Source organism: Thermoanaerobacter sp. A7A (assembly GCF_000445185.1).
Taxonomy (GTDB): domain Bacteria; phylum Bacillota; class Thermoanaerobacteria; order Thermoanaerobacterales; family Thermoanaerobacteraceae; genus Thermoanaerobacter.
In genome coordinates this window covers 15744-38392 of sequence record NZ_AVAF01000162.1, presented here as the reverse complement: position 1 = coordinate 38392, position 22649 = coordinate 15744, and the positions used below count along the sequence as shown (strand labels likewise).

Here is a 22649-nt window from a genome sequence, read left to right as displayed (position 1 = left end):
TTTGTTGTTACTTCGGTTTCAAACATCGCAATTAGCTTAATTCATAGTCACTAAAATATCTCCTGTGTTTACGGAAGAGCCTTTAGAAACATGTATGCTTGCTATAACTCCTTCTTCAGGCGCCATTATTTCATTTTCCATCTTCATAGCCTCTAAAATTACTACGACATCTCCCCGCTTTACCCTGTCACCTTCTTTAACTTTTACATCAAGAATTGTGCCTGGCATAGGCGCAGAAATTACTTTAGAGCCTTTAGCTGCCGGAGAAGGAGCTTCAGCTTTTGAAACTGGCTCTAGAGTCGTCTGAGTTTGAGTTACTTTAGGCTGTGAAACAGTTGCCATTTGTGTTATGTTAGAAACTTCATCCTTCTCTTTTATCTCCTCTACTTCAACTTCATATACTTTGCCATTTACTGTCACTTTAAATTTCTTCACAAAAATTCCTCCTTCAGTTACAATCTTGTTCTCATTTGCTCCTGCCGCCCCACTCTAGCCCAGACTGGAGCAGTCTCTGGAAATCTTACTATAGACTTTACATAAAAAGTACTTGTATCAGCTTGTAGATACAAAGCTATTGCCGCTGTAATTGCAGCGATAAGCTCTGTATCTTCTTCTTTTCCCTCATCTACTTCCTTATCAATACTTTTTACTTCTTCTTTTTCCTCATCACTAAAGACTTTTTTTAAAAACTCCAAAAAACCTTCCATAAAAGCACCACCTTATAGAGGTATATTGCCATGTTTCTTAGGAAGACGACTCTCTCTTTTGCTAGAGAGCATATCAAAAGCTGATATAAGCCTTGGCCTTGTCTCAGAAGGAATAATTACATCATCTACATAGCCACGAGCTGCAGCCCTGTATGGATTTGCAAAATTATCTCTGTATTCATTTATCTTTTGCTGCCTCACTTCTGCAGGATTTTCTGCCTCATTGATTTCATTTTTAAATACAATGTTTGCTGCTCCTTCTGGACCCATAACCGCAATCTCTGCCGTAGGCCATGCAAACACTATGTCAGCCCCTAAGTCTTTGCTGCACATTGCAAGATAAGCACCACCATAAGCTTTTCTCACAATTAAAGTCACTTTTGGTACAGTAGCCTCAGAATAAGCGTAAAGCATTTTTGCCCCATGTCTTATTATCCCGCCATATTCCTGATTTGTCCCAGGCAAAAATCCAGGTACGTCAACTATGCTTAGTATGGGAATGTTAAAAGCATCACAAAAACGAATAAATCTTGCTGCTTTATCAGAGGCGTTTATGTCAAGCACTCCTGCTAATACTCTTGGTTGATTTGCCACAATTCCTATTGTCTTGCCATTAAGCCTTGCAAAAGCTGTAATTATATTTTCTGCGTACATCTCCTGTGACTCTAAAAATTCTCCATTGTCCACTATTTCTCTTATTAATTCTTTCATATCATAAGGCTTATTAGGGTTGTCTGGAATTATCTCCATAAGCTTCTGAGATATTCTATTAGGATTATCCCCCGTCTCATATTGAGGAGGGTCTTCTAAATTGTTAGAAGGTAAATAACTCAATAAATTCCTCACCATTTTTAAAACTTCTTCATCATTAGGCCCTCTAAAATGTGCAACACCACTTACCCTATTGTGGGTTATTGAACCGCCTAATTCTTCAGGAGTAACCTCTTCTCCAGTTACTGCCTTTATAACTTGTGGACCTGTTATAAACATTTGGCTGGTTTTATCTACCATAAAAATAAAATCTGTTAATGCCGGCGAATATACGGCTCCACCAGCACTCGGTCCCATTATTACCGATATTTGCGGTATAACGCCGGAGGCTAAAGTATTTCTGTAAAATATGTTTCCATAACCTGAAAGAGCATCTACTCCCTCTTGTATGCGAGCACCTCCTGAGTCGTTAAGACCTATTATAGGTGCTCCCATCTTCATTGCCATGTCCATCACTTTAGTTATTTTTTTTGCATGATATTCTCCTAATGAACCACCTAATACAGTAAAGTCCTGTGCATATACATATACTAATCTTCCATCTACTGTTCCGTAGCCTGTTACAACCCCTTCTCCGGAATATTTTTGCTTTTCCATCCCAAAGTCATAACACCGATGCTCTACAAAAGGGTCTATTTCTACAAAACTGTCCTTGTCAAGAAGCTTATGTATTCTCTCTCTTGCAGTCAATTTTCCCTTTTCGTGCTGAACAGCTATTCTCTTAGCTCCTCCACCTTCTAAAACTTTCTCTTTCCTTCTTTTAAGTTCTTCTATCATATCATGGACGCTCATACAATTTCCTCCTTATAGCTTTACTGCAATTTAATAGTAGCAGTTATTATTAGTACCTCTCAAAATAATATACCACATACTTTCCAAATACACAATAAATTTAATCCCTCTGGCAAAGCTCTAAAAGAACTCCATTTGTACTTTTAGGATGTACAAAAGCTATTTTAGCACCTCCAGCTCCATATCTCGGTACCTCATCTATAAGTTTAATTCCCTTTTGTTTTAATTCTTCCAAAGTCTTTTCAATATCATCTACTTGAAGGGCAATGTGCTGTATACCCTCTCCCCTTTTTTCTATAAACTTTGCTATAGGGCCATCATCGGAAGTAGACTCCAAAAGCTCTATCTCACTATCTCCTACTGGAATAAAAGCTGTCTTTACCTTTTGCTCTTCTACTACTTCTACCCCTGTTATTTCAAGACCTAATACATCTTTATAAAATTTTGATGCTTCTTCAATACTTTTAACCGCAATACCTATGTGGTCAATTTTTTTTATCATTTTAATACCTCCTCATAAAATCTAATTAAAAACATCTTTGTACAATTCATCTGCAAAAGTGTAAGGGTCTATTTTTTTATCTATCACCTGTTGCAACCTGGATGAAAATTCCTTTTCTTGAATTTTGTCAAAGATATTCTTCATCAATTTATTTTTTATGCTTTCAATTATTTCCATTTTTAATCTTTCAATTCTCCTTTCTTGAAAAGTTCCACTTTCTATCAAATAACTTTTATGGTCATCAATTTTATCAATAAGTTCATCAATCCCTTTATTTTCTTGCGCAGCCACTTTTACTACCGGTGGTCTCCAATCTTTTTTTTCATCCAAATCCAACATCATATTAAGTTCAACTACGGTTTTGTCTGCTCCCTCTTTGTCACATTTGTTTACGACAAAAATATCCCCTATTTCCATGATTCCAGCTTTTATAGCTTGTACATCGTCCCCCAAGCCTGGGGCTAAAACCATCACTACTGTATCGGCAATTTTTACTATGTCAATCTCTGACTGGCCTACTCCCACTGTCTCTATAAAAATGTAATCCATGCCGGCTATATCTAAAATTCTCGCTGCCATATATGTCCCTTTGGAAAGACCACCAAGATGACCTCTTGTGCCCATGCTCCTTATGTAAACATTAGGATGCTGAGATAAATCCTGCATTCTTATTCTGTCTCCCAATATTGAGCCGCCTGTAAAAGGGCTAGTGGGGTCTACTGCTATTACTCCTATTTTTTTACCTACATCAACTAAATTTTTAATTAATTTGTCTGTCAATGTGCTCTTACCAACACCCGGCGGCCCGGTAATGCCTACAATATAAGCATTACCAGACCTTTCATAAAGCTTTTTTATTATCTCTTTGGCTTTATCCTCATAGTTTTCCGCATAAGTTATAGTTCTGGCAATAGCCCTTTTATCCCCTTTTATCAAAAGTTCTTCTAAATTCTCCATTTTTATACCGCCCTATTGACATGTTGTTTTATATATTCAATCGCTGCAGAGGTAGGCGTACCGGGTGTAAAAATTTCCGCTATTCCATTCTCTTTCAAAAAAGGTATGTCTTCCTCTGGTATAACTCCGCCACCTATTACTAATATGTCATCTGCTCCTCTTTCTTTTAAAAGCTTTGTTATTTTAGGAAATAAAGTGTTATGGGCACCAGATAAAATGCTTAAAGCTACAACATCTACGTCTTCTTGAATGGCTGCTTCTACAATTTGTTCGGGTGTTTGCCTAAGCCCTGTGTATATCACTTCCATTCCCGCATCTCTTAAAGCTCTTGCAATTACTTTTGCTCCCCTGTCGTGACCGTCTAATCCCGGCTTTGCCACTAATACTCTTATAGGTCTTTCCATATTTATCCTCCTTTACAGTATAATCTGTTGCTGATATTCCCCAAAAATAGAACGCAACACATCTGTAATTTCACCTAATGTCGCATATTCCCTTACTGCATCTAATATCCAAGGCATCAAGTTGTCGTCTCCTTCTGCAGCTTTTTTTAAGGCCTCTAAAGTCTTTTTCACACTGGCGTTGTTTCTCATTTCTTTTACTTTAGCGATTTTTTGTTTTTGCAATTCTTCTACAGCAGGGTTTACTTTTAAAAGCCCTTTTGGCGGCTCCTCTTCAATTTGGAATTTGTTAAGCCCTACTATTACTCTTTCACCAGATTCTATTTCTTTTTGATATCTATATGCACTTTCTTGTATTTCTTTTTGTATATATCCCAAATCAATAGCTCTTGCCGCTCCTCCTAATTCGTCAATTTTCTTTATATATTCAAAAGCCCTCTTTTCAATTTCATCTGTCAATTTTTCAACATAGTAACTTCCGGCCAATGGATCTGGAGTCTCACAAACACCGCTTTCATAAGCAATAATTTGCTGCGTCCTTAAGGCAATTCTCACAGAATCTTCTGTAGGAAGAGCAAGAGCTTCGTCTCTGCTGTTCGTGTGTAACGACTGAGTACCCCCTAAAACTGCTGCTAAAGCTTGAATAGTAACCCTAATAATATTGTTGTCAGGTTGTTGAGCAGTAAGAGCAGAACCCGCAGTTTGAGTGTGAAATCTCATCATCATTGACCTTGGATCTTTCGCGTTAAATCTTTCTTTCATTATCTTTGCCCACATTCTTCTTGCCGCCCTAAATTTTGCAACTTCTTCGAAAAGATCGTTGTGGGCATTGAAGAAAAATGACAATCTTGGAGCAAACTCATCTACATCAAGACCTGCCTTTATAGCCGCCTCCACGTAAGCTATGCCATTAGCCAAAGTAAATGCTATTTCTTGCACTGCCGTGGCTCCTGCTTCTCTTATGTGATAACCGCTTATACTTATAGTATTCCACTTAGGAACATACTTGGAACAATATTCGAAAATATTAGTAATAAGCCTCATAGAAGGACCTGTCGGAAAAATATAAGTTCCACGAGCTACATATTCTTTTAAAATGTCATTTTGAATAGTCCCATTCAACTTATCTGGAGATACCCCTTGCTTTTCTGCAACTGCAATATACATCGCAAGAAGTATTGCAGCAGGCGCATTAATAGTCATAGAAGTACTGACTTTGTCAAGGGGAATGCCATCAAAGAGAATTTCCATGTCATAAAGTGAATCTATGGCTACTCCTACTTTCCCTACTTCTCCTTCTGCCATTGGATGGTCAGAATCATAGCCTATCTGTGTAGGTAAATCAAAAGCTACGCTCAAACCTGTTTGGCCTTGCGACAAAAGATATTTAAACCTTTTATTCGACTCTTCTGCAGTGCCAAATCCTGCATATTGTCTCATAGTCCAAAATTTGCCTCTATACATAGTAGGCTGTACGCCTCTTGTATAAGGATATTCTCCTGGAAAGCCAATCTTTTCGAGATAATCTATATCACTTATATCGTAAGGGGTGTAAATCTCCTTAATCTCTATCCCAGACGAGGTTTTAAATTCTTTTTTCCTCTCTGGAAATTTAGATACCACCTTTTGTCTTTGATTAACTTCCCATTCTTCCTTTTTGTTTTTTATTTCCTCTAATTTTTTTTTGTCAATCATAAAACACCCTCCTTTGATTTTCCCCTTTTACATTATAACACAAATTTTTAACAAATGTTTACCTTTTCATTTGAAATTTTTTCCCGTAAAAAAGCGGCCAAAGAAAAAGCCTCTTTGCCGCCTATCTAGACATTTCCTCAATAACACTTTTTAATTCTTCTACAACCTCATTAAGCCCAAAATAGCCCTTTTGCATTTTAAGTTTCGCCAAAAGCCTTTGATATTGTCTTAATGTTCCCATTATAATAACGTCAGATTTTTCAACGCTCATATTGACGCAACCTCTTGCTACAGCTGCTTCTCCTCCTATAGCTAACATCTCCTGTTTTATTATGTTAGCAGCTGCTGGATGTACATCAAACAGCTTGACAACCCTAAAAACAGCTTTTGGCGCCATAATATCTATAGAAATTTCTTCAGCTTTTATTTGGCTAAGTTCCTTTTTCGCCTGTGACAAATTTTGTATATCTAATATTTCTTTTTTCATCTACACTCCCTCAAAACAGCCCTGTTATTCTTCCATTTTCATCAATGTCTATGTTTTCTGCTGCAGGATGTTTTGGAAGTCCTGGCATTGTCATTATATCCCCTGTCAGAGCCACAATAAACCCTGCACCTCTTGAAACTCTCAATTCTCTTACTGTTATCTTAAACCCTCTCGGACGGCCTAAAAGTTTTGGGTCATCTGAAAGAGAATATTGAGTTTTTGCTACAACTATTGGCATCTTGTCAAAGCCTAGTCTTTCAAGGTTTGCTATATCTTTAAGAGCAGAAGCAGTATATTCTACTCCATCAGCTCCATATATTTCTGTTGCAATTATGTGCAATTTATCTTTAATTGGAAGTGTTTCATCATACAAAACGTGGAAGTTGGAAGGTGTCTCACAAGCTTTCACAACTTTTTCAGCTAACTCTATTCCGCCTTCCCCTCCTTTTTCCCAAACTTCCGCTACTGCCATATCTACTCCCATTTCTTCGCAGGCCTTTCTTACCTCTTCAATTTCCCTTTCAGTATCAAAAACAAACCTGTTGAGAGCTACAACCACTGGTACTCCAAATTTCCTCACATTTTCAACTTGCTTTTCAAGATTTTCTATTCCTCTTCTTACTGCTTCCACATCTTCTTTTTGTAAGTGTTCCTTTTTAACTCCTCCATGCATCTTTAAAGCTTTTACAGTCGCTACTATGACGGCTGCATTGGGTGTTAGTCCTCCAAACCTTGACTTTATGTCAAAGAATTTTTCAGCTCCTAAATCCGCACCAAAGCCTGCCTCTGTGACCAAATAATCTGCCAATTTTAAACCATATTTAGTGGCAATTAAGCTATTGCATCCATGAGCAATATTTGCAAAAGGTCCTCCGTGAACAAATGCTGGAACGTTTTCAATCGTTTGTACTAAATTAGGCTTTATAGCATCTTTTAATAAGACTGTCATAGCTCCATCGGCTTTTAAATCTCTTGCAGTTACAGGATTGCCATCTTTATCATAAGCCACTATTATATCACCAATTCTTCTTTTCAGATCCATCAAGTCTTGAGCTAGACATAAAATCGCCATTACTTCTGAGGCAACTGTTATTATAAATCCGTCTTGCCGCGGAAAGCCATTTGCTTTTCCTCCAAGCCCTACTATTATTTCTCTTAAAGCCCTATCATTCATGTCCATAGCTCTTTTCCATGTAATAGCCCTTATGTCAATATTAAGTTCATTTCCATGATGGATGTGATTGTCAATCATAGCAGCCAATAAATTATGAGCAGCAGTAATCGCATGTAAATCTCCTGTAAAGTGCAAATTTATGTCCTCCATAGGTACAACTTGAGAATATCCTCCCCCAGCCGCTCCACCTTTTATTCCCATACAAGGTCCTAATGAGGGCTCTCTTAAAGCTATCATGGCTTTTTTACCTATTTTAGCAAGAGCCTGTCCTAATCCTACAGTAAGTGTAGTCTTACCCTCGCCTGCAGGGGTGGGAGTTATCGCTGTGACAAGAATAAGCTTACCATCTTTTCTGTCCTTTATTTTCTCCGATAACGCAGGAGAAATTTTTGCTTTATACTTGCCGTAGTATTCTAGGTAGTCTTCCTCAATGTCTAACTTTTTTGCAACCTCCCTTATATGTAGCATTTTCGCTTCTTGAGCTATTTCAATATCAGATTTCATAAATTTTCCCCTCCAGCTTTTATTTTTATCTCTCACCTAAAATTATTTTTACAAGTGTACCTTTGCCTTTTTTACTAAAAATTTTAATATCACCATTGTACAATTCTACAATACTTTTGCAAATTGCAAGTCCCAGGCCTGTTCCTTCTCTTTTAGTTGTAAACAAGGGCTCAATAACTTTTTTTAAATATTTCTTCTCTATACCACCTCCATTATCAACAATTCTTATTACCACCCTCTTTTTGAGAGTGTAATATCTTGTATCTAATATTATTTTACCATTCTCCCCAATGGCATGAAGAGAATTTTGAACTACATTTAGAATAAGCTGCTTAAGATGATTTTTGTCCATTTTTATAGGAGGGACATCGCCAAACCTTTTTTCTATTTTAATTTTTTTGCGAACAGCTTCTGCTTCAAAAAGAAGTAAATATTGATTTATAACGCCATTTATGTCTATTTCAGTTTCTCCTTCTTCATTGCTTCTAACTATACCAAGGTAATTTTTTATTAAAGCTAATATTCTGTCCACTTCATCTAAAATAGTCTCATAGTAAGTAGAACTTTCTTTATGTTTAGCTTGTAGAAGTTGTATAAAGCCTTTTATAGAAGTTAAAGAATTTTTTATTTCATGAATGGTTGTGGCAGCAAATTCACCAGCAATTGTGTATTTTTCCGTTTGCTCAATTAATTTTTGATATTTTAAGTCTTCAGTTATATTTTTCACAATAATAGTTTTCCAATGCCCACTGTTTAACTTCCCATACTTAAGCAAAAGCACTATTTCGTCAAAACTCCCTTTCAATGGGATTACAATTTTTTCTCCGTTAATTAAATTATTTTCTGAAGCATCCGGTTTGTATTTTTTTATAATGTCCATAAACTTTGCATTTATGAATTTTGTATATTTAATGCCAAATAATTCACATGTCCTGTTATTCACATAGACCACGTTAAACCTATTATCAACTATCACAACACCTTCCTCTGTCATATCCATTACGTCATTTGGATGTTTGAAGAAGTTAAAATAATCTTCAGGTTTTTCTTTACAATAGCTTCGCAACTTCACAAACCCTAAAAAAGCTATTTTATCACCAACACTGTTAGCTATAGGACTAAATTTTATGCTAAAAGACATTCTTATATTGTATTTTGCCGTAAGCTCTATGATAAGACCATCTTCGTACGGTCCTACTTCTTTGTATTTTAATATATGGTAAAAAAAATAATCATAATTATCTAACTCATCAACGGTATAGCCTAATGTTTCAAGAAGTCTTTTATTTACATGAACTACCTTACCATTTAAATCTTTTAAGACAAAAAAATCGTGTGAATTATCTAAAAGGTTGCATATCCACTGCAAGGAATTTTTATCTGTAGCAAAAGCTTTGTTCACTTTCATGACTGTCCCCCTTTTATCTCCCTTATCTTTCGTTCAAAAGCCTTAGTCCCACTAATATAATTAGACATTAAAGTAGAAAAATCCTCCTTCTTGTCAATAATTTTTTTATTGTTAACTAAAAATTTTTAAAAAAATAATGTATAAGTCCAAAGACTTATACATTATTTGGTATTTTATGCAAACTGCACCCCTTCTATATCCTCTCCGCTAAAGACTTTTTCAAACTCTTCTCCATTAAGCTTTTCTTTTTCAATAAGAGCTTTTGCTACTCTGTGAAGTTTATCAATATTTCCCTTTAACAATGATTCTGCTCTTTTATACGCTTCTTCAATTATTCTCTTTATCTCTCTATCAATTTCTGCAGCTACTTCTTCACTGTAATTTCTTGTTCTTCCTAAATCCCGCCCTAAAAACACTTCTTCACTTTTAGTACCAAAAGTCATGGGTCCTAACCTTTCACTCATGCCATACTCTGTAACCATCTTTCTTGCAATATTTGTAGCTCTCTCAATGTCATTTTGTGCACCTGTACTTATATCATTTAACACTAAACTCTCTGCCACACGTCCGCCTAAAAGATGAACTATCTCATCCATCATTTCAGATTTTGACATGTAATATTTATCTTCTTCGGGAAGAAGCATAGTATAGCCTCCAGCTCTGCCTCTCGGAATTATCGTTACCTCATGGACAGGAGGAGTGTTTGGCAAAAGCTTTGCTACAACAGCATGCCCTGCTTCATGATATGCCACCAATTTCTTGTCTTTCTCAGACATAATCCTACTTCTCTTTTCAGGTCCTGCTATTACTCTCGTTATAGCTTCTTCCAATTCTGCCATAGTTATCTGCTTAAGCCCTCTCCTTGCTGCTAAAAGTGCCGCTTCATTCATAAGATTTTCAAGGTCGGCCCCAGTAAACCCAGGCGTCCTTCTTGCCAGTACTTGCAATGATACATCTGGAGCCAATGGCTTATTTCTTGAATGTATCTTCAAAATTTCTTCTCTTCCTTTTATATCAGGAATACCAACAGTAACGTGCCTATCAAATCTTCCTGGTCGTAGTAGTGCAGGGTCTAATATATCTGGCCTGTTTGTTGCGGCAATCACAATTATACCTTCATTGACACTGAAACCATCCATTTCAACTAACAGCTGATTTAGTGTTTGCTCTCTTTCATCATGTCCGCCACCTAAACCCGCACCTCTTTGCCTTCCTACTGCGTCTATTTCATCAATAAAAACAATACAAGGCGCATTCTTTTTGGCTTGATCAAATAAATCTCTTACTCTCGCAGCACCTACACCGACAAACATCTCCACAAAATCGGAACCGCTGATGCTAAAAAACGGTACCCCCGCTTCTCCTGCTACAGCTTTTGCGAGAAGAGTTTTTCCTGTACCTGGAGGCCCTACTAAAAGAACCCCTTTAGGTATTCTGGCTCCAAGCTCAAGAAACTTTTTGGGATATTTTAAAAATTCAACAATTTCTTGTAGTTCTTCTTTTTCTTCATCCGCTCCCGCCACGTCATTAAAAGTTACTCTTTTATCTTTGTCTGTAATTATTCTGGCTCTGCTTTTGCCAAAAGACATCACTTTGCTTCCTCCCCCACCTTGTGCCTGTTGCATAAAAATATACCAAAATATGATAAAAATTACGATTAAAAAGAGAGAAGGAAGCATTTGTACCCACCATGGCGGGCCTACTTGCGGCTCACTTTTAAAATCCAGTTTTCCCTGTAAAATGTAAGGATTTACAAAACTCATAAAGTTTGTTACATCTGGTACACGGCTCTTAAACTCGGTACCATTTTTTAATACACCTTTAACATCATTACCCACAAGGGTAATGCTTTTTACTTGATTGGCATCAATGTATTTTATTAGCTGCCCGTAATCAATATCGGTTATTGGTTCGGCGCTTTGAGAATGCAATTGTACCATTGCGTAAATAGCTATAAATATTAATAAATAGAGCACCATGCTTCTAATTATCTTGTTATTATCGTTCAAATAAGGCCCCTCCTTCAAACAAGTCCAACTACCTTTAATCTATAATATCATATCTCCTTTAAAAAAGCAAATCATTTGTACAGCTCTGGCTTTAAAACCCCTATAAATGGGAGATTTCTGTATTTTTCATCAAAATCTAATCCATAACCAACTACAAATTTGTCAGGAATTTTAAATCCACAATAATCTACTTTAACATCTGCTTCTCTTCTTTCAGGCTTATCTAAAATAGTGCAAATTTTTAAACTTCTAGGTTTTCTTTCTAATAAAGTCTTTCTTAAATAAGAAAGTGTTAAACCGCTATCTATAATATCCTCGACTATGAGCACATCTTTTCCTTCAATGTTTATGTCATGGTCTTTAATTATTTTTACTATTCCAGAAGACTGAGTAGAAGAACCATAACTGGAGACTGCCATAAAATCTATTGATAAAGATAAATCTATCGCACGAGATAAGTCTGCCATAAACATTATTGCTCCTTTTAAAACCCCAAGGAGGACAAGGTCTTTACCTTGGTAGTCTTTTGTAATTATTTGTCCTAACTCTTTCACTTTTTCTTTTAATTGCTCTTCCGTAATCAAAATCTCCTGTATATCTTGTGTTGGACTCGACATAAATTTAACCTCCTCTTTTTTATTTTATCCTTGGGTATACTCTATCACAAGGACATTTTTTGTATTTTCATCTACTTTAAATTTATCACTCATTCTATAACCTACAACCCACACAATTTCATTGTCTATGGCTAATAAAGGAATGCTATCTCTTATTTCGCGGGGTATTTTCTCGTCAATAAAAAATTCTTTTAATTTTTTACTCCCCCCCAGGTTAAGAGGAGAAAAAATATCCCCTGCTTGCCTATTTCTAACTACCACATCTTCCTGTATTTTATCATAGTCAAAAAATTTCGTGTATTTTCCTATGTTGAGTTTTTTTACCTCATCAATAGCTAAAACAGCAGTTTTAAATTGACCAATACCACATATCTTAGTAATTCCAGGAATATTTAATTTTGCCCAAAAAGTCTTGACCTCTTTTTCTTTTACTTTTCTCATTATAAGATTATTATAGCTTTTTAAAGCTTCAATTTCAAAGGGTAAATCAATTTTTGAGGAAGTTGGTTTGTCTAAAAGGCTTAAAACATCCTCTACATGGATGTATTCTAACCCATAAATATCTCCTTTTAATTTTTGGTACATAAGCCTAACTAAGCGCCGCTGAATAGCGGGATGCTGTGTCTTCAGTTTTTTTATATCAGCAAAAATTTCCTCTTGATTAAAATAGCAAACCTCATTAAAAATCTTTTCACACTCTTTTTCTAAATAGTCATTCTCCTCTAAAATAATTTTTGCCATCCTGTAGATATTTTCTATTATATCTACTTCAAAAGTTTCATTTATAAAGGGAATTAATTTAAGTCTTACTTTATTTCTCTTATATAAATCCTCATAATTTGTAAAATCTATTGCTGGCTTTAAATCTTTTTCCTTAAGGTATTTCTCTATTTCTTCCCTTTCTATTTCAATGAGAGGCCTTATTATATTTCCATTTACCGGTTTTATTCCAATGAGGCCAGCCATTCCAGAACCTCTTATTAAATTTAAAAAAACTGTTTCCACTACATCATTTTTATTATGAGCTACTGCTATTTTATTACCCTTAACTTCTTTTAATACTTCCTCAAAAGCCTGATACCTCACATATCGACCAGCCTCTTCTTCTGAATATCCCATTTCTTTGGCTATTTTTTTTACATCTTTTTCAAATAAAAAAAATGGGAGTTTCAATTTGCGACACATATCTTCAACAAATTGCGCATCCCTTTTAGCTGCTTCTCCTCTTATCATATGATTAACATGTACTATATACAACTTAAGATTAAATAAATCTTTTAAATTGTATAAAATATCCAGCATACACAAAGAATCAGGTCCACCGGAAACCCCCATTACAATTTTATCATTTGTCTCAATCATTTTATACCTTTTAATTGTAGAAACAACCTTATCAATCATTTCTTAACCCCTTATAACGATATATACTCATGTTATATAATGATTATATAATATCCTCCTTTCTAAATCAAACCTAAAAAACCCCTCCACAAAAGTATTCCTTTAATCGCCTCGATATATTGTCTCCACATTGTGGAAGGGTTATTCCAATTTATTAATTTTTATATTTTCTTCCATACCTTTGAAACCAAAATTGTCATATCGTCCTTTGGAGTATTATTACACAATTCCAAACATTTTTTCATCAACACCTCCGCCATATCCTGAGGATTCCTCGTGTTAATTTCACTGATTAACCTTGAAAATTCTACTTCTTTATCTTTCTCAAAACACTCCAACACTCCATCAGTAACTAAAATCACAAAATCTCCATCTTTTAATTTTCTTTCATGTATATCTGCCTCTATATCTTCCAAAATGCCAATGGGCAAAGAACTAGATTCTATAATTTCAACCTCATTTCCCCTCTTTATAAAAGTAGCACAAGAACCAATTTTGATAAATTCTGTTTCTCCAGTAAATTTGTCCAGAAACATTATATCCACAGTAGAAAACATTTCTTCTGCAGATCGCAAAGCCAAAATAGAGTTTAATGTTTGAATAACTAAATATTTATCAAAACCTGCTTCTATAAATTTCTCCAGCAAAGAAATGGTAGTACTGCTCTCTGCAGCCGCTTTATATCCAATCCCCATTCCATCGCTTAAAGCTGCCATGTATTTTCCATCTTCTAAATCCATAAAAGAATAAGTATCTCCAGAAATCTTGTTTTTTGACTTGCTAACTCTGCTTATACCTGTCAAAACTTGCAAACTCTCTGCTTTTGTAAGAGTAAGTACGCACCTTCCATTGTGGTCTATAGAGCATAACCTACTTTTTCTCTCATATCTTTCCCCCATAATTTCAGACACAATTGGGGCAATCTTTTTGTCACATTCCTTAGCAAAACATACCTTTTTGTATATTTTTACGTTAACATTTCCATCTCCTGTGTCATAAATTAGCACATCCTCCACAGGTATACCCTTTTTGTCCAATTCCACCATCATTATTTGTTCTAATTCATCTTTAAAAGTGACATTCATGCTAATATCGCTAGCCATATTAGATATTGCATCAGCAACTCCTTTTAACTGAGTAGCAATAAGTCCTTTAGCATCTTTTAGCCTTTCTCTCCACTGCATGCTTATTTTGTAAATGCCTAAGTAATATTTAGTTGTGCTCATAAGTTCAGAAAATCTTATACATTTTCTATACAGTTTATTGTCCTCAATACTACTATTTTTTTCAAGATGTTCTATCAACTCAAACATGCTTTTATAAGTATTGTAAAACTCCTTATCCCAACAAGTTTTATACATGATACATTGAGTACAGGTCTTATTGGCAATTTCCTCAAACAAATAAGAAATATCTTTGTGGTCTAATACCTTTTCATTTACCTGTTTAAAACTTTTAGAGAGCTCTTCAAATACTTGAGAATACTCTTTAAGTTTGCCTGTCACTACTTCTTTTAATTTTTCATTGTAATTTCTGTTGTTTAAATTTTTATTACCCTTTACTATTTCCTCCGCCTTTACTATGTACTTCTTAGGAAGTGCTACAAACATTAAAGAAGCTAACACAATATCATAAGGATTTACAAGCATATCCACAGTTGAAGTTACATAAAATGTAATAATAAAAATGGCAGTTAAAAAGCCTATAATAACTCCAATTCTATGCAATTTTTTCAAACTACCGGCCAACAAGCCTGCAAATCCAAAAAGCCCTATGGAGACTGGCATTTGGAAAAAAGATAAGCTTCCAAGAAGCCCCATAGTTGTGCCGATACTTGCTCCTACTCCAGCCCCACCTATATAAGAGGCTAAAAGTATTATAAATATCCCTAATATCCCATTGAGAGTAAATTTCCACACATTCAAATGATTCATTCCTAGAATAAATAGCCCTATAAATATACTCAAAGATATCAACTCTTCATTGGAAACAATTTTTCTGTTTATATTCAAAATAAATGAAACAGCGTGGTTAAAAATAAAAACCATTAACATTGCAGTGACAGACTCATATAGGCTCATCATAATGTCAAAAAGCAAAAAGCCATAAATATAGCTGAATATAAGATCTGCACTAAAAAGAGAAATAAAAGTAATGAAAGAGGTTTTAATAATATTTTGAGGTTTAATTTTTAGAAGCCCTTCTAATAAAAAGATCAAAACAAGTGCTAAAAGGTATTTAAAACTATTGACATTGGGTAAAGTTAATATTCCCAACCATACTCCTATTCCTGTTAAAAGATATCGCTTTTTATACATTAAAAGGGTTGCAAAAAAAGCAATGCCGAAGGGCAAAAGACTATTGAAAATAACAGCTCGCCCTATAAAAAAGCTTATAACTGACAATAATATAATCTGTTGAATATTTTTATAAATATTTTTTTGAGTATTTTCTGTCAAGGAAGTTTTTATAACTCTTTTATAAGGTAAAATATTTATATTTTGCATAAAAAAACCACCACCTCTTGTTTTTTTCTAAATTATAGCATCATGGTGATGGTTTTATTTGTTAATTTTTGCTATATATGTAATTTTTCTTTCGACATAAAAAATAATGTCGCACCTTTGTGCGACATTTTATTTCTTAACTTAAATGGTGACCCCGACGGGATTCGAACCCGTGTTGCCGCCGTGAAAGGGCGGTGTCTTAACCTCTTGACCACGGGGCCACAAAAGACATTACTTATTTTATCATATTTTCATGTCTTGTCAACGATAAATTTTTCCTTAATAATTGTCATTTTTTGGATATAAAAATATCTGTCCTTTCTGACTTTTTTATTTCTCCTATTAAAGCATATTCGACTTCTAAATACTTTGCAATATCTTCAATTTCACCTCAAAAACTTTTTATATTTATTATCTCTCTTTTTGTACTTTAATAAAACGCAAAAACATGCTATACTAATTAAAGTACTAATAAAATCACTCCTCTATAATAAATGCGGTATTTTTATACCGCATCCTTTTTGGACTAATATATGCCCCCGTATGGTATAGGGTTACGTTAAAAGTATATCACATTCTCTATGCAATGTAAATACAGAATTTCAGTGTGTTTCTTCTGAAGAAATAATCGGTTGAGACACTTTTCCAAAATAATTTGTCCCCCATACTCCTATCAATATCATAATAGCTCCTATTATATGATACCAATAAAAAGCTTCACGTCGTATGGTGATCCCCGCTATTACCGAAATTACTGTGGTCAAATTTGCAAAAACTGAAGCTTGAGATGCAGGCAATTTTGAAAGAGCGTAATTGTTTAAAAAATACGCTACAACAGAAGATAAAACACCTAGATATAGCACAGGAATAAGTACTCTGTAATCAGTTAAATCCCTGAAATAGTCAGAAATAGGATAGCCTTTTGCTAATCTATCAATTAAATTTAAAAAATTGAAAGAAATTGCGGCAAACCACATCATGACAAAGGTTATCTCAATAGGTGAAAATTCTAAAGAAGACTTTCTTGCTAAAATACTGTAAAAAGCTGCAGATAAGACTGCTCCTAAAAGATATACAAAACCTATAATTGACGTATTACGGCTTTCAACACCTGTCATAAAAATTATAAAAGTAACTCCTGTAACAGACAAAAGAATAAAGAAAAGCTGATACAAAGAAGGCCTTTCCTTTAAAAATACCGCCGCCAAAGCGGTAACAGCAACAGGAATTAAAGCTATCATCAAACCAGAAAGAGAAGAGGATGTATATTTTACACCATATGTTTCAAATATAAAATACACAACAGGCTCTGATAGAGACAATAAAAACAATGGCCACAGATTTTTCCCTCTATAATTAAGTTTAATAATTCCAAATACCCACAAAAGAGTAATCATAAATGCTGCAAGTAAAAAACGATAGGCTATAAGCTCCATAGGAGAAGCTACATCAAGCCCCATAGAGGTAAACATAAAAGAAAATCCAAAAATTGATGCCATTCCTATTCCTGCTAAATAAGGATAATAACTCTTTATCCTCTCCAAATTTAACACCCCCGCACCTTTTTAAAAACACCGATATAATTATATAGCACTTCCCACAAAAAATAAAATCCAGACGAAGGGGACGCAGACGAAGGGGACGGTTCTTTTCATCTGAAAAATTCAGACAAGAGGAACCGTCCCCTTCGTCTGAAAAGTTTTTGTCACAAAATTGGTTTTAGATGTGTTATTATTAGTGAAAAGACATAGGGGAGGTGTTCAAAATAGAGGAAAGTTTCAAAGATATCTTTGAAAAATACTATCCAAAAGTCTTAAAAGAAATTTCATGGATGATAAAAGACGAATTTAAAGCAGAAGACATTACTCAAGAGGTTTTTATAAAGTATTTTAAAAATCCTCCCCGTCACAATGAAAATATAGGAGGTTGGTTATCCAAAGTGGCAATAAATCATGCCTTAAATTATATCCGCAGTGAAAAAAACACAAAAACAAGAGAACTGGAAGTTTTTAAAAACACGCAAGAGAAATTTTTTGAAGACCCTGAAGAAATAGCAATTAAAAGGTTTGAAAGAGCTAAAGTGAAAGAAGTCCTCCTAAAAATGAGTAAAAGAGATATGATGTGTCTAATACTTAAACATTCAGGATATAGTTACGAAGAAATAGCAATATCATTGGGAATTAAGAAAACCTCCGTCGGCACAACCATAGCAAGAGCACAAAAAAAGTTTAAAGAATTATATGAAAAGGAGGTGTAAGTATGTGCTACGATGAAGGAACTCTTCAAGCATATCTAGACAATGAACTGGATGAAATCACTGCAAAAAATGTAGAAGAACATTTAAAAACTTGCGATGTATGTAGAGAAAAACTTGAACAACTAAAATCCATAAATGAATTCACTTTAAAAGCTTTAAAAGCAAGCAATATAGATTTAAATGAAGCTTGGGCTACTCTAAATGAAAAATTGAGCAAAAATAATAATAAAGGAGGAATGTTTGCCATATTTACAAAGTACAAAAAGTCAATTGCCGCCTTAGTCGTAGTGGCATTTGTAGTTTCTTCAATGCTTTTCCCTCCCCTTAAAAATACAGAGGCTAAAATTCTAAATTTATTGAGACTTAACAAAATGCAGATTATAACTATTACACCTGATGACATTACACAAATTCAAAATGAGTTCTATGATAGAAACATAAAGAGCATTGACTTAAAAGAATATGGTGAAATATTAAGGTCTGGAAACTATGAAGGATATGAAGTTTCAATAAATGAAATTGACAAACTAAAGTCCGATGTAGATTATAAATTTAAGCTGCCAACTGACGAAAATTTTGAAATTAACCATATATATGTATCAAAGGGTGATGGATTCGAATTTAAACTTAATGTTGACAAAATAAATGAATTAATTAAAACATTTGGCGGCACACATCTTTTCCCTAAAGAGCTCAACAATAAACCTATTATAATGAATGTTGGCACATCTATATATATTGATATAAAAGAAAAAAAGAATGATAATGATACAGAAAATATCAAAAAAAGTATTTATCTTAATATAAATAAAACTCCTGAGATTGTAGTACCAGAAGGGACAAATATAGATAAGGTAATTGATGCCTTGGCTAACCTCCCATTTTTGCCTGACAATTTAAAAAAACAAATTGCAAGTGTAACTGACTGGAAGGAGACATTACCTATACCAAGTGATGAATCTACAAATGTTAAAGAAATAAATATAAGAGGAAATACAGCTATTATTCTAACAAATAAATATTCTCCAAATATGGCATCCATAGTATGGAATGAAAATGGAGTAATGTATAGTCTATCAATCAATGGACCTTATGAACCATCTACAGACAAACAAACAATAAATGATGAATTAATAACACAGCAAAATATAAACACATTAATTCAAATCGCAAATTCAATGAGGTGATCAAATGGTTTTAGAGACACAAAATCTCACAAAGCAGTTTAATGGAAAAGGCGGGTTTAAAGAAGTCACTCTCTCTGTAGAAAAAGGTCAGGTCTTTGGATTCTTAGGTCCAAATGGTGCTGGAAAAAGCACTTTTGTAAAGACCATGGTGGGGCTTTTACACCCCACCTCTGGTTTTGCATGGATTTTAGGGAAACCCATAGGCACTGTAGAGTCCAGAGAAAAAGTGGGATTTTTACCTGAAAATTTTAGATATCACGACTGGATGACAGGAAAAGAGCTTTTGAGCTTCCATGCTGAGCTTTATAAAATAAAAAATCCAGGCAAAAAAATTGATGAACTTTTAGAATTGGTAAAATTGAAAGGTCATGAAAGTAAACTTATCAAAAATTACAGCAAAGGAATGCAACAGAGAATTGGCATTGTAATAGCCCTTTTAAACGACCCAGAAATAGTATTTTTAGACGAACCTACTTCAGCTTTAGACCCTGTTGGAAGAATTGAAGTAAGAGAAATCATAAAACAATTAAAATCGCAAGGCAAAACTGTTTTTCTAAACAGCCATCTATTAAGTGAAGTGGAAATGGTATGCGATGAAGTGGCCATAATAAACCATGGCCGAATAATAGCCGAAGGAAAACTGGAAGAGCTATTAAAAGAACACACCCATGTAGAAATGATTGTATCAGACTATACTTCAGAGTTGATTGAAGAAATTTCTCGCTTATCAAAAGAATTTCAATTTAAAGAAGGTAAGCTCTCTTTTAAAGTAGAAGACAAAGAAAAAATACCAATTATAGCTAAAATGATAATAGAAGCTGGTGCCAAGCTATATCAATTAAATACCCAAACTTCTTCGCTGGAAGACTTATTCATAAACTTGATTGGAAAGGATGAGGTGTCGTGATAACTATAATAAAATACACATTTAAAGAGATGCTAAAAAAACGGGCTTTTCTATTAGTCTCTATTTTGTCCCTCCTCTACCTTTCCATATACGCTTTTGGCTTAAGTAGAATATTTGAGCATCCCAGCAATTCTATATATGACATCATTTTTCAATCTCAAATTTTGTCTGCAGGCCTTTTTTTCGCAAATTTTATAGTAGCTTTTCTCGTACTTTTGACTTCTGTAAATGCCATATCAGGAGAAATAGAAAGTGGCACTATATATTCTATTTTGTCTAAACCTATAAAAAGATATGAACTGGTATTGGGAAAATTTATAGGCTTAGGCGCTATGATTGTAATATACAGCTCCATCATGTTTTTGTCTGTAGTAGGTTTAAACATCTTTATGGGGTCTAAAATAACCTTTGAAGCAAGCAATATTTTAAGAGGACTTTTTTTCTTCGACTTAGGACCGATTGTATTTTTAGCCCTTATAATAGCTTCCAGCTCAATTTTTTCGACTGTAAACACAGGAATAATCTCTATTATGGCTTATGGAATTGCCCTCGTCGGAGGTGTGCTTGAACAAATAGGCGCAGCAATGCAACAAAGTCAAGTCGGTGCCTTTGGCTTAAAAAGCGGAGAAAGTCTTATAAATGCAGGGATACTTACAAGTCTCATCCTTCCTACAGATGTCATATATAGAAAAATGACTGCAGAGCTTTTGACACAAAGTAGTGGAATAAGTTTTATGACACAAGGACCCTTTGGCGGCATGTCTCAACCCAGTATTTATATGTTCATATACATCTTTTTCTACGTGGTATTTCTCCTCTATTACGGGGCAAAGCGCTTTTCACAAAGAGACTTATAAAGGCGGCTTCAGCCGCCTTTTAACTTTTTAAACTTCCTTTATCCATATCCAATTAGCTAAACTTTTTTAAAAACTGCGCCGGTGTCAAAATTAATGGTTTTTCAATTTTGACATCAAGAAAATCTTTATCCCCTGTAATAAGAATATCAACATCTTCGATAATAGCTACATATAAAAGTGGATAATCCTTTTCATCTCGAATATCAAACAAACCCTTCTTTACCTCTTTGGGCGTATATACTAATTCATATGGAAAAATACTTAAAAACCTATCCATGGCTGCTTCTTTATCTTTAAATTTTCTTTTTACCACTTCCATAAGTTCTTCAATTATAAGTGTAGACAATACTAGCCTATGTTTTTCTATTATAATTTTCATCATTTCATCCATACGCGCATTAGGAAACAATATAACAGAAATTAAAACATTTGTATCAACCATTATTCGCATGGCGTTTTTCCCACATTTCTTTTCTGATCTCTTTAACCAAGTCCACTACCTCCTGTTCATTTTTCAAACCAGCTTTTTCTGCTTCCCCTTTAAATTCATTTTGTATCTGGCGAAGAGCAAACATTGCCGAGTTTTCTATAACAATTTTCCCGTTTTCTTCAATAAAAACTACTTTATCCCCCTCTTTAAGGTTCAATTTCTTGCGTATTTCCTTAGGAATTGTAATTTGACCTCTTGTTGTCACTTTTGCTAATTCCATATTATCCCTCCTTTATGCATTGAAAATAAGATTTTTCTTACTTTAATTGTATCTCAAATTCCACAAACTATCAACCTTTTAACTTTCTAATCCCTTCTAAACAATACCCAAGGCTAAACCATTCACAATCTTTACATATATTCATCATCTTTTCTTCTGTCATATTTTCTTTAATTTTATCCACAACATCCTTATATCTTACTACCTCTCCTACTTCTATACCCAAAATCTTTAAAATAGCCCTATCCTTTTCCCTTACACTTCCTAGATAACTCTCTATCTTACATTCCTCACCTACATTGTTTGGACACATGCTGCAAATGTTATCCACATTATCCACAACTTTTATCAACATATCCTGTTCATTATTTAATTTTCTAATAATTTCATCCATATTTTTAACAAATTTTTCATTATAACCAAGCCCTCTAAAACCCAGCATGCACAAAAAGTGATGTCCTCTTATCTCCATTTCAATCTCTCCTCATCCCATGATTACAACAATAATTATACTGCTAATTTGAACTGTAACCTAAGAAAAAAAAGAAATTTACATCCCTCAGTTTATCACAATAATAGTCATAATTTCTTCAATTATCGAAAATAATACATTTAAAGGAGTGATTGTATGACTAAAAAACCAAAAAAACCTCACAAAGTGCCAATAGAAAATCATAAGACTGCTTCCTGGGCAAATATACAAAATGTAAAAGAAAAATCAAATGTGCCTATCCCAAGTGAAAATGAAGTAATAAACGCAAAAGAATGGGTAGAAGAAAACAAAAAATAACAATTCCGG

Annotated in this window: 23 protein-coding genes and 1 tRNA gene; 5 read left to right on the top strand and 19 right to left on the bottom strand. The window is 34.3% G+C overall.

What is annotated here, in order from left to right; genetic code table 11:
* Positions 1–36 precede the first annotated feature (36 nt).
* The 16 genes from M663_RS0112875 to M663_RS0112800 form a co-directional block, all read right to left on the bottom strand.
* Positions 37–435 carry a DUF2118 domain-containing protein gene (locus M663_RS0112875; protein ID WP_003870710.1) on the bottom strand — a complete coding sequence of 133 codons (399 nt, stop codon included), beginning with the start codon at positions 433–435 and terminating at the stop codon, positions 37–39.
* Positions 436–452: 17 nt separating this feature from the next.
* The gene (locus M663_RS0112870) at positions 453–707 is read right to left on the bottom strand and encodes a sodium pump decarboxylase subunit gamma (RefSeq protein WP_029689212.1); all 255 of its coding nucleotides are present in this window, start codon (positions 705–707) and stop codon (positions 453–455) included.
* 12 nt (positions 708–719) lie between these two features.
* Positions 720–2270, bottom strand: coding sequence for a carboxyl transferase domain-containing protein (locus M663_RS0112865; protein ID WP_029689211.1), 1551 nt, complete (start codon positions 2268–2270; stop codon positions 720–722).
* Between the two features lie 100 nt (positions 2271–2370).
* Positions 2371–2772: a methylmalonyl-CoA epimerase gene (gene mce / locus M663_RS0112860; RefSeq protein ID WP_003870713.1), complete on the bottom strand. Its 402-nt coding sequence runs from the start codon at positions 2770–2772 to the stop codon at positions 2371–2373.
* A gap of 21 nt (positions 2773–2793) precedes the next feature.
* The gene (gene meaB, locus M663_RS0112855; RefSeq protein WP_029689210.1) at positions 2794–3729 is read right to left on the bottom strand and encodes a methylmalonyl Co-A mutase-associated GTPase MeaB; all 936 of its coding nucleotides are present in this window, start codon (positions 3727–3729) and stop codon (positions 2794–2796) included.
* Positions 3730–3731: 2 nt separating this feature from the next.
* Positions 3732–4133 carry a cobalamin B12-binding domain-containing protein gene (locus tag M663_RS0112850; RefSeq protein WP_029689209.1) on the bottom strand — a complete coding sequence of 134 codons (402 nt, stop codon included), beginning with the start codon at positions 4131–4133 and terminating at the stop codon, positions 3732–3734.
* A gap of 12 nt (positions 4134–4145) precedes the next feature.
* Positions 4146–5825, bottom strand: coding sequence for a methylmalonyl-CoA mutase family protein (locus M663_RS0112845; protein ID WP_029689208.1), 1680 nt, complete (start codon positions 5823–5825; stop codon positions 4146–4148).
* Between the two features lie 121 nt (positions 5826–5946).
* Complete coding sequence (locus tag M663_RS0112840) at positions 5947–6312, bottom strand: hypothetical protein (protein ID WP_012268969.1); 366 nt, start codon at positions 6310–6312, stop codon at positions 5947–5949.
* 10 nt (positions 6313–6322) lie between these two features.
* The gene (locus tag M663_RS0112835; protein WP_012268968.1) at positions 6323–7990 is read right to left on the bottom strand and encodes a formate--tetrahydrofolate ligase; all 1668 of its coding nucleotides are present in this window, start codon (positions 7988–7990) and stop codon (positions 6323–6325) included.
* Between the two features lie 25 nt (positions 7991–8015).
* A complete protein-coding gene (locus tag M663_RS0112830) occupies positions 8016–9398 on the bottom strand; it encodes an ATP-binding protein (protein ID WP_003867799.1) in 1383 nt (460 codons plus the stop codon).
* Between the two features lie 173 nt (positions 9399–9571).
* Complete coding sequence (gene ftsH / locus M663_RS0112825; RefSeq protein ID WP_029689207.1) at positions 9572–11407, bottom strand: ATP-dependent zinc metalloprotease FtsH; 1836 nt, start codon at positions 11405–11407, stop codon at positions 9572–9574.
* A 71-nt stretch (positions 11408–11478) separates the two neighbouring features.
* Positions 11479–12024, bottom strand: a complete 546-nt coding sequence (gene hpt / locus M663_RS0112820) for a hypoxanthine phosphoribosyltransferase (protein ID WP_029689206.1) — start codon at positions 12022–12024, stop codon at positions 11479–11481.
* Between the two features lie 24 nt (positions 12025–12048).
* The gene (gene tilS, locus M663_RS0112815; protein WP_029689205.1) at positions 12049–13425 is read right to left on the bottom strand and encodes a tRNA lysidine(34) synthetase TilS; all 1377 of its coding nucleotides are present in this window, start codon (positions 13423–13425) and stop codon (positions 12049–12051) included.
* A gap of 161 nt (positions 13426–13586) precedes the next feature.
* On the bottom strand, positions 13587–15932 hold the full coding sequence (gene spoIIE, locus M663_RS0112810; protein WP_029689204.1) for a stage II sporulation protein E: 2346 nt from the start codon (positions 15930–15932) through the stop codon (positions 13587–13589).
* Positions 15933–16078: 146 nt separating this feature from the next.
* Positions 16079–16153: transfer RNA gene (locus tag M663_RS0112805), tRNA-Glu, on the bottom strand.
* Between the two features lie 381 nt (positions 16154–16534).
* On the bottom strand, positions 16535–17476 hold the full coding sequence (locus tag M663_RS0112800; protein WP_029689203.1) for a DMT family transporter: 942 nt from the start codon (positions 17474–17476) through the stop codon (positions 16535–16537).
* Between the two features lie 212 nt (positions 17477–17688).
* On the opposite strand from M663_RS0112800, the gene M663_RS0112795 reads away from it, so the two are divergent.
* Genes M663_RS0112795 through M663_RS0112780 form a run of 4 tightly spaced genes read left to right on the top strand, consistent with a single transcriptional unit; the run spans position 17689 to position 21140 of the window.
* Complete coding sequence (locus tag M663_RS0112795) at positions 17689–18189, top strand: RNA polymerase sigma factor SigX (protein ID WP_029689202.1); 501 nt, start codon at positions 17689–17691, stop codon at positions 18187–18189.
* A gap of 2 nt (positions 18190–18191) precedes the next feature.
* Positions 18192–19376 (top strand): DUF2275 domain-containing protein, encoded by a 1185-nt coding sequence (locus tag M663_RS0112790; RefSeq protein ID WP_029689201.1) that lies wholly within the window; start codon positions 18192–18194, stop codon positions 19374–19376.
* A gap of 4 nt (positions 19377–19380) precedes the next feature.
* Positions 19381–20283, top strand: a complete 903-nt coding sequence (locus M663_RS0112785; RefSeq protein WP_029689200.1) for an ABC transporter ATP-binding protein — start codon at positions 19381–19383, stop codon at positions 20281–20283.
* Positions 20280–21140 (top strand): ABC transporter permease, encoded by an 861-nt coding sequence (locus tag M663_RS0112780; protein ID WP_029689199.1) that lies wholly within the window; start codon positions 20280–20282, stop codon positions 21138–21140. Before M663_RS0112785 ends, M663_RS0112780 begins: the two co-directional genes overlap by 4 nt.
* A gap of 52 nt (positions 21141–21192) precedes the next feature.
* Here the strand turns inward: M663_RS0112780 and M663_RS0112775 are convergent, their stop codons facing one another.
* The 3 genes from M663_RS0112775 to M663_RS0112765 all read right to left on the bottom strand — a co-directional run bounded on the left by M663_RS0112775 (position 21193) and on the right by M663_RS0112765 (position 22322).
* Entirely contained in the window at positions 21193–21591 is a 399-nt protein-coding gene (locus M663_RS0112775; protein ID WP_029689198.1) for a putative toxin-antitoxin system toxin component, PIN family, read from the bottom strand.
* Entirely contained in the window at positions 21575–21850 is a 276-nt protein-coding gene (locus M663_RS0112770) for a type II toxin-antitoxin system PrlF family antitoxin (RefSeq protein WP_029689196.1), read from the bottom strand. Before M663_RS0112770 ends, M663_RS0112775 begins: the two co-directional genes overlap by 17 nt.
* A 70-nt stretch (positions 21851–21920) precedes the next feature.
* Positions 21921–22322 carry a DUF1284 domain-containing protein gene (locus tag M663_RS0112765; RefSeq protein WP_029689195.1) on the bottom strand — a complete coding sequence of 134 codons (402 nt, stop codon included), beginning with the start codon at positions 22320–22322 and terminating at the stop codon, positions 21921–21923.
* Positions 22323–22478: 156 nt separating this feature from the next.
* On the opposite strand from M663_RS0112765, the gene M663_RS15685 reads away from it, so the two are divergent.
* Entirely contained in the window at positions 22479–22640 is a 162-nt protein-coding gene (locus M663_RS15685; protein WP_273702739.1) for a DUF3787 domain-containing protein, read from the top strand.
* Positions 22641–22649: the final 9 nt, after the last annotated feature.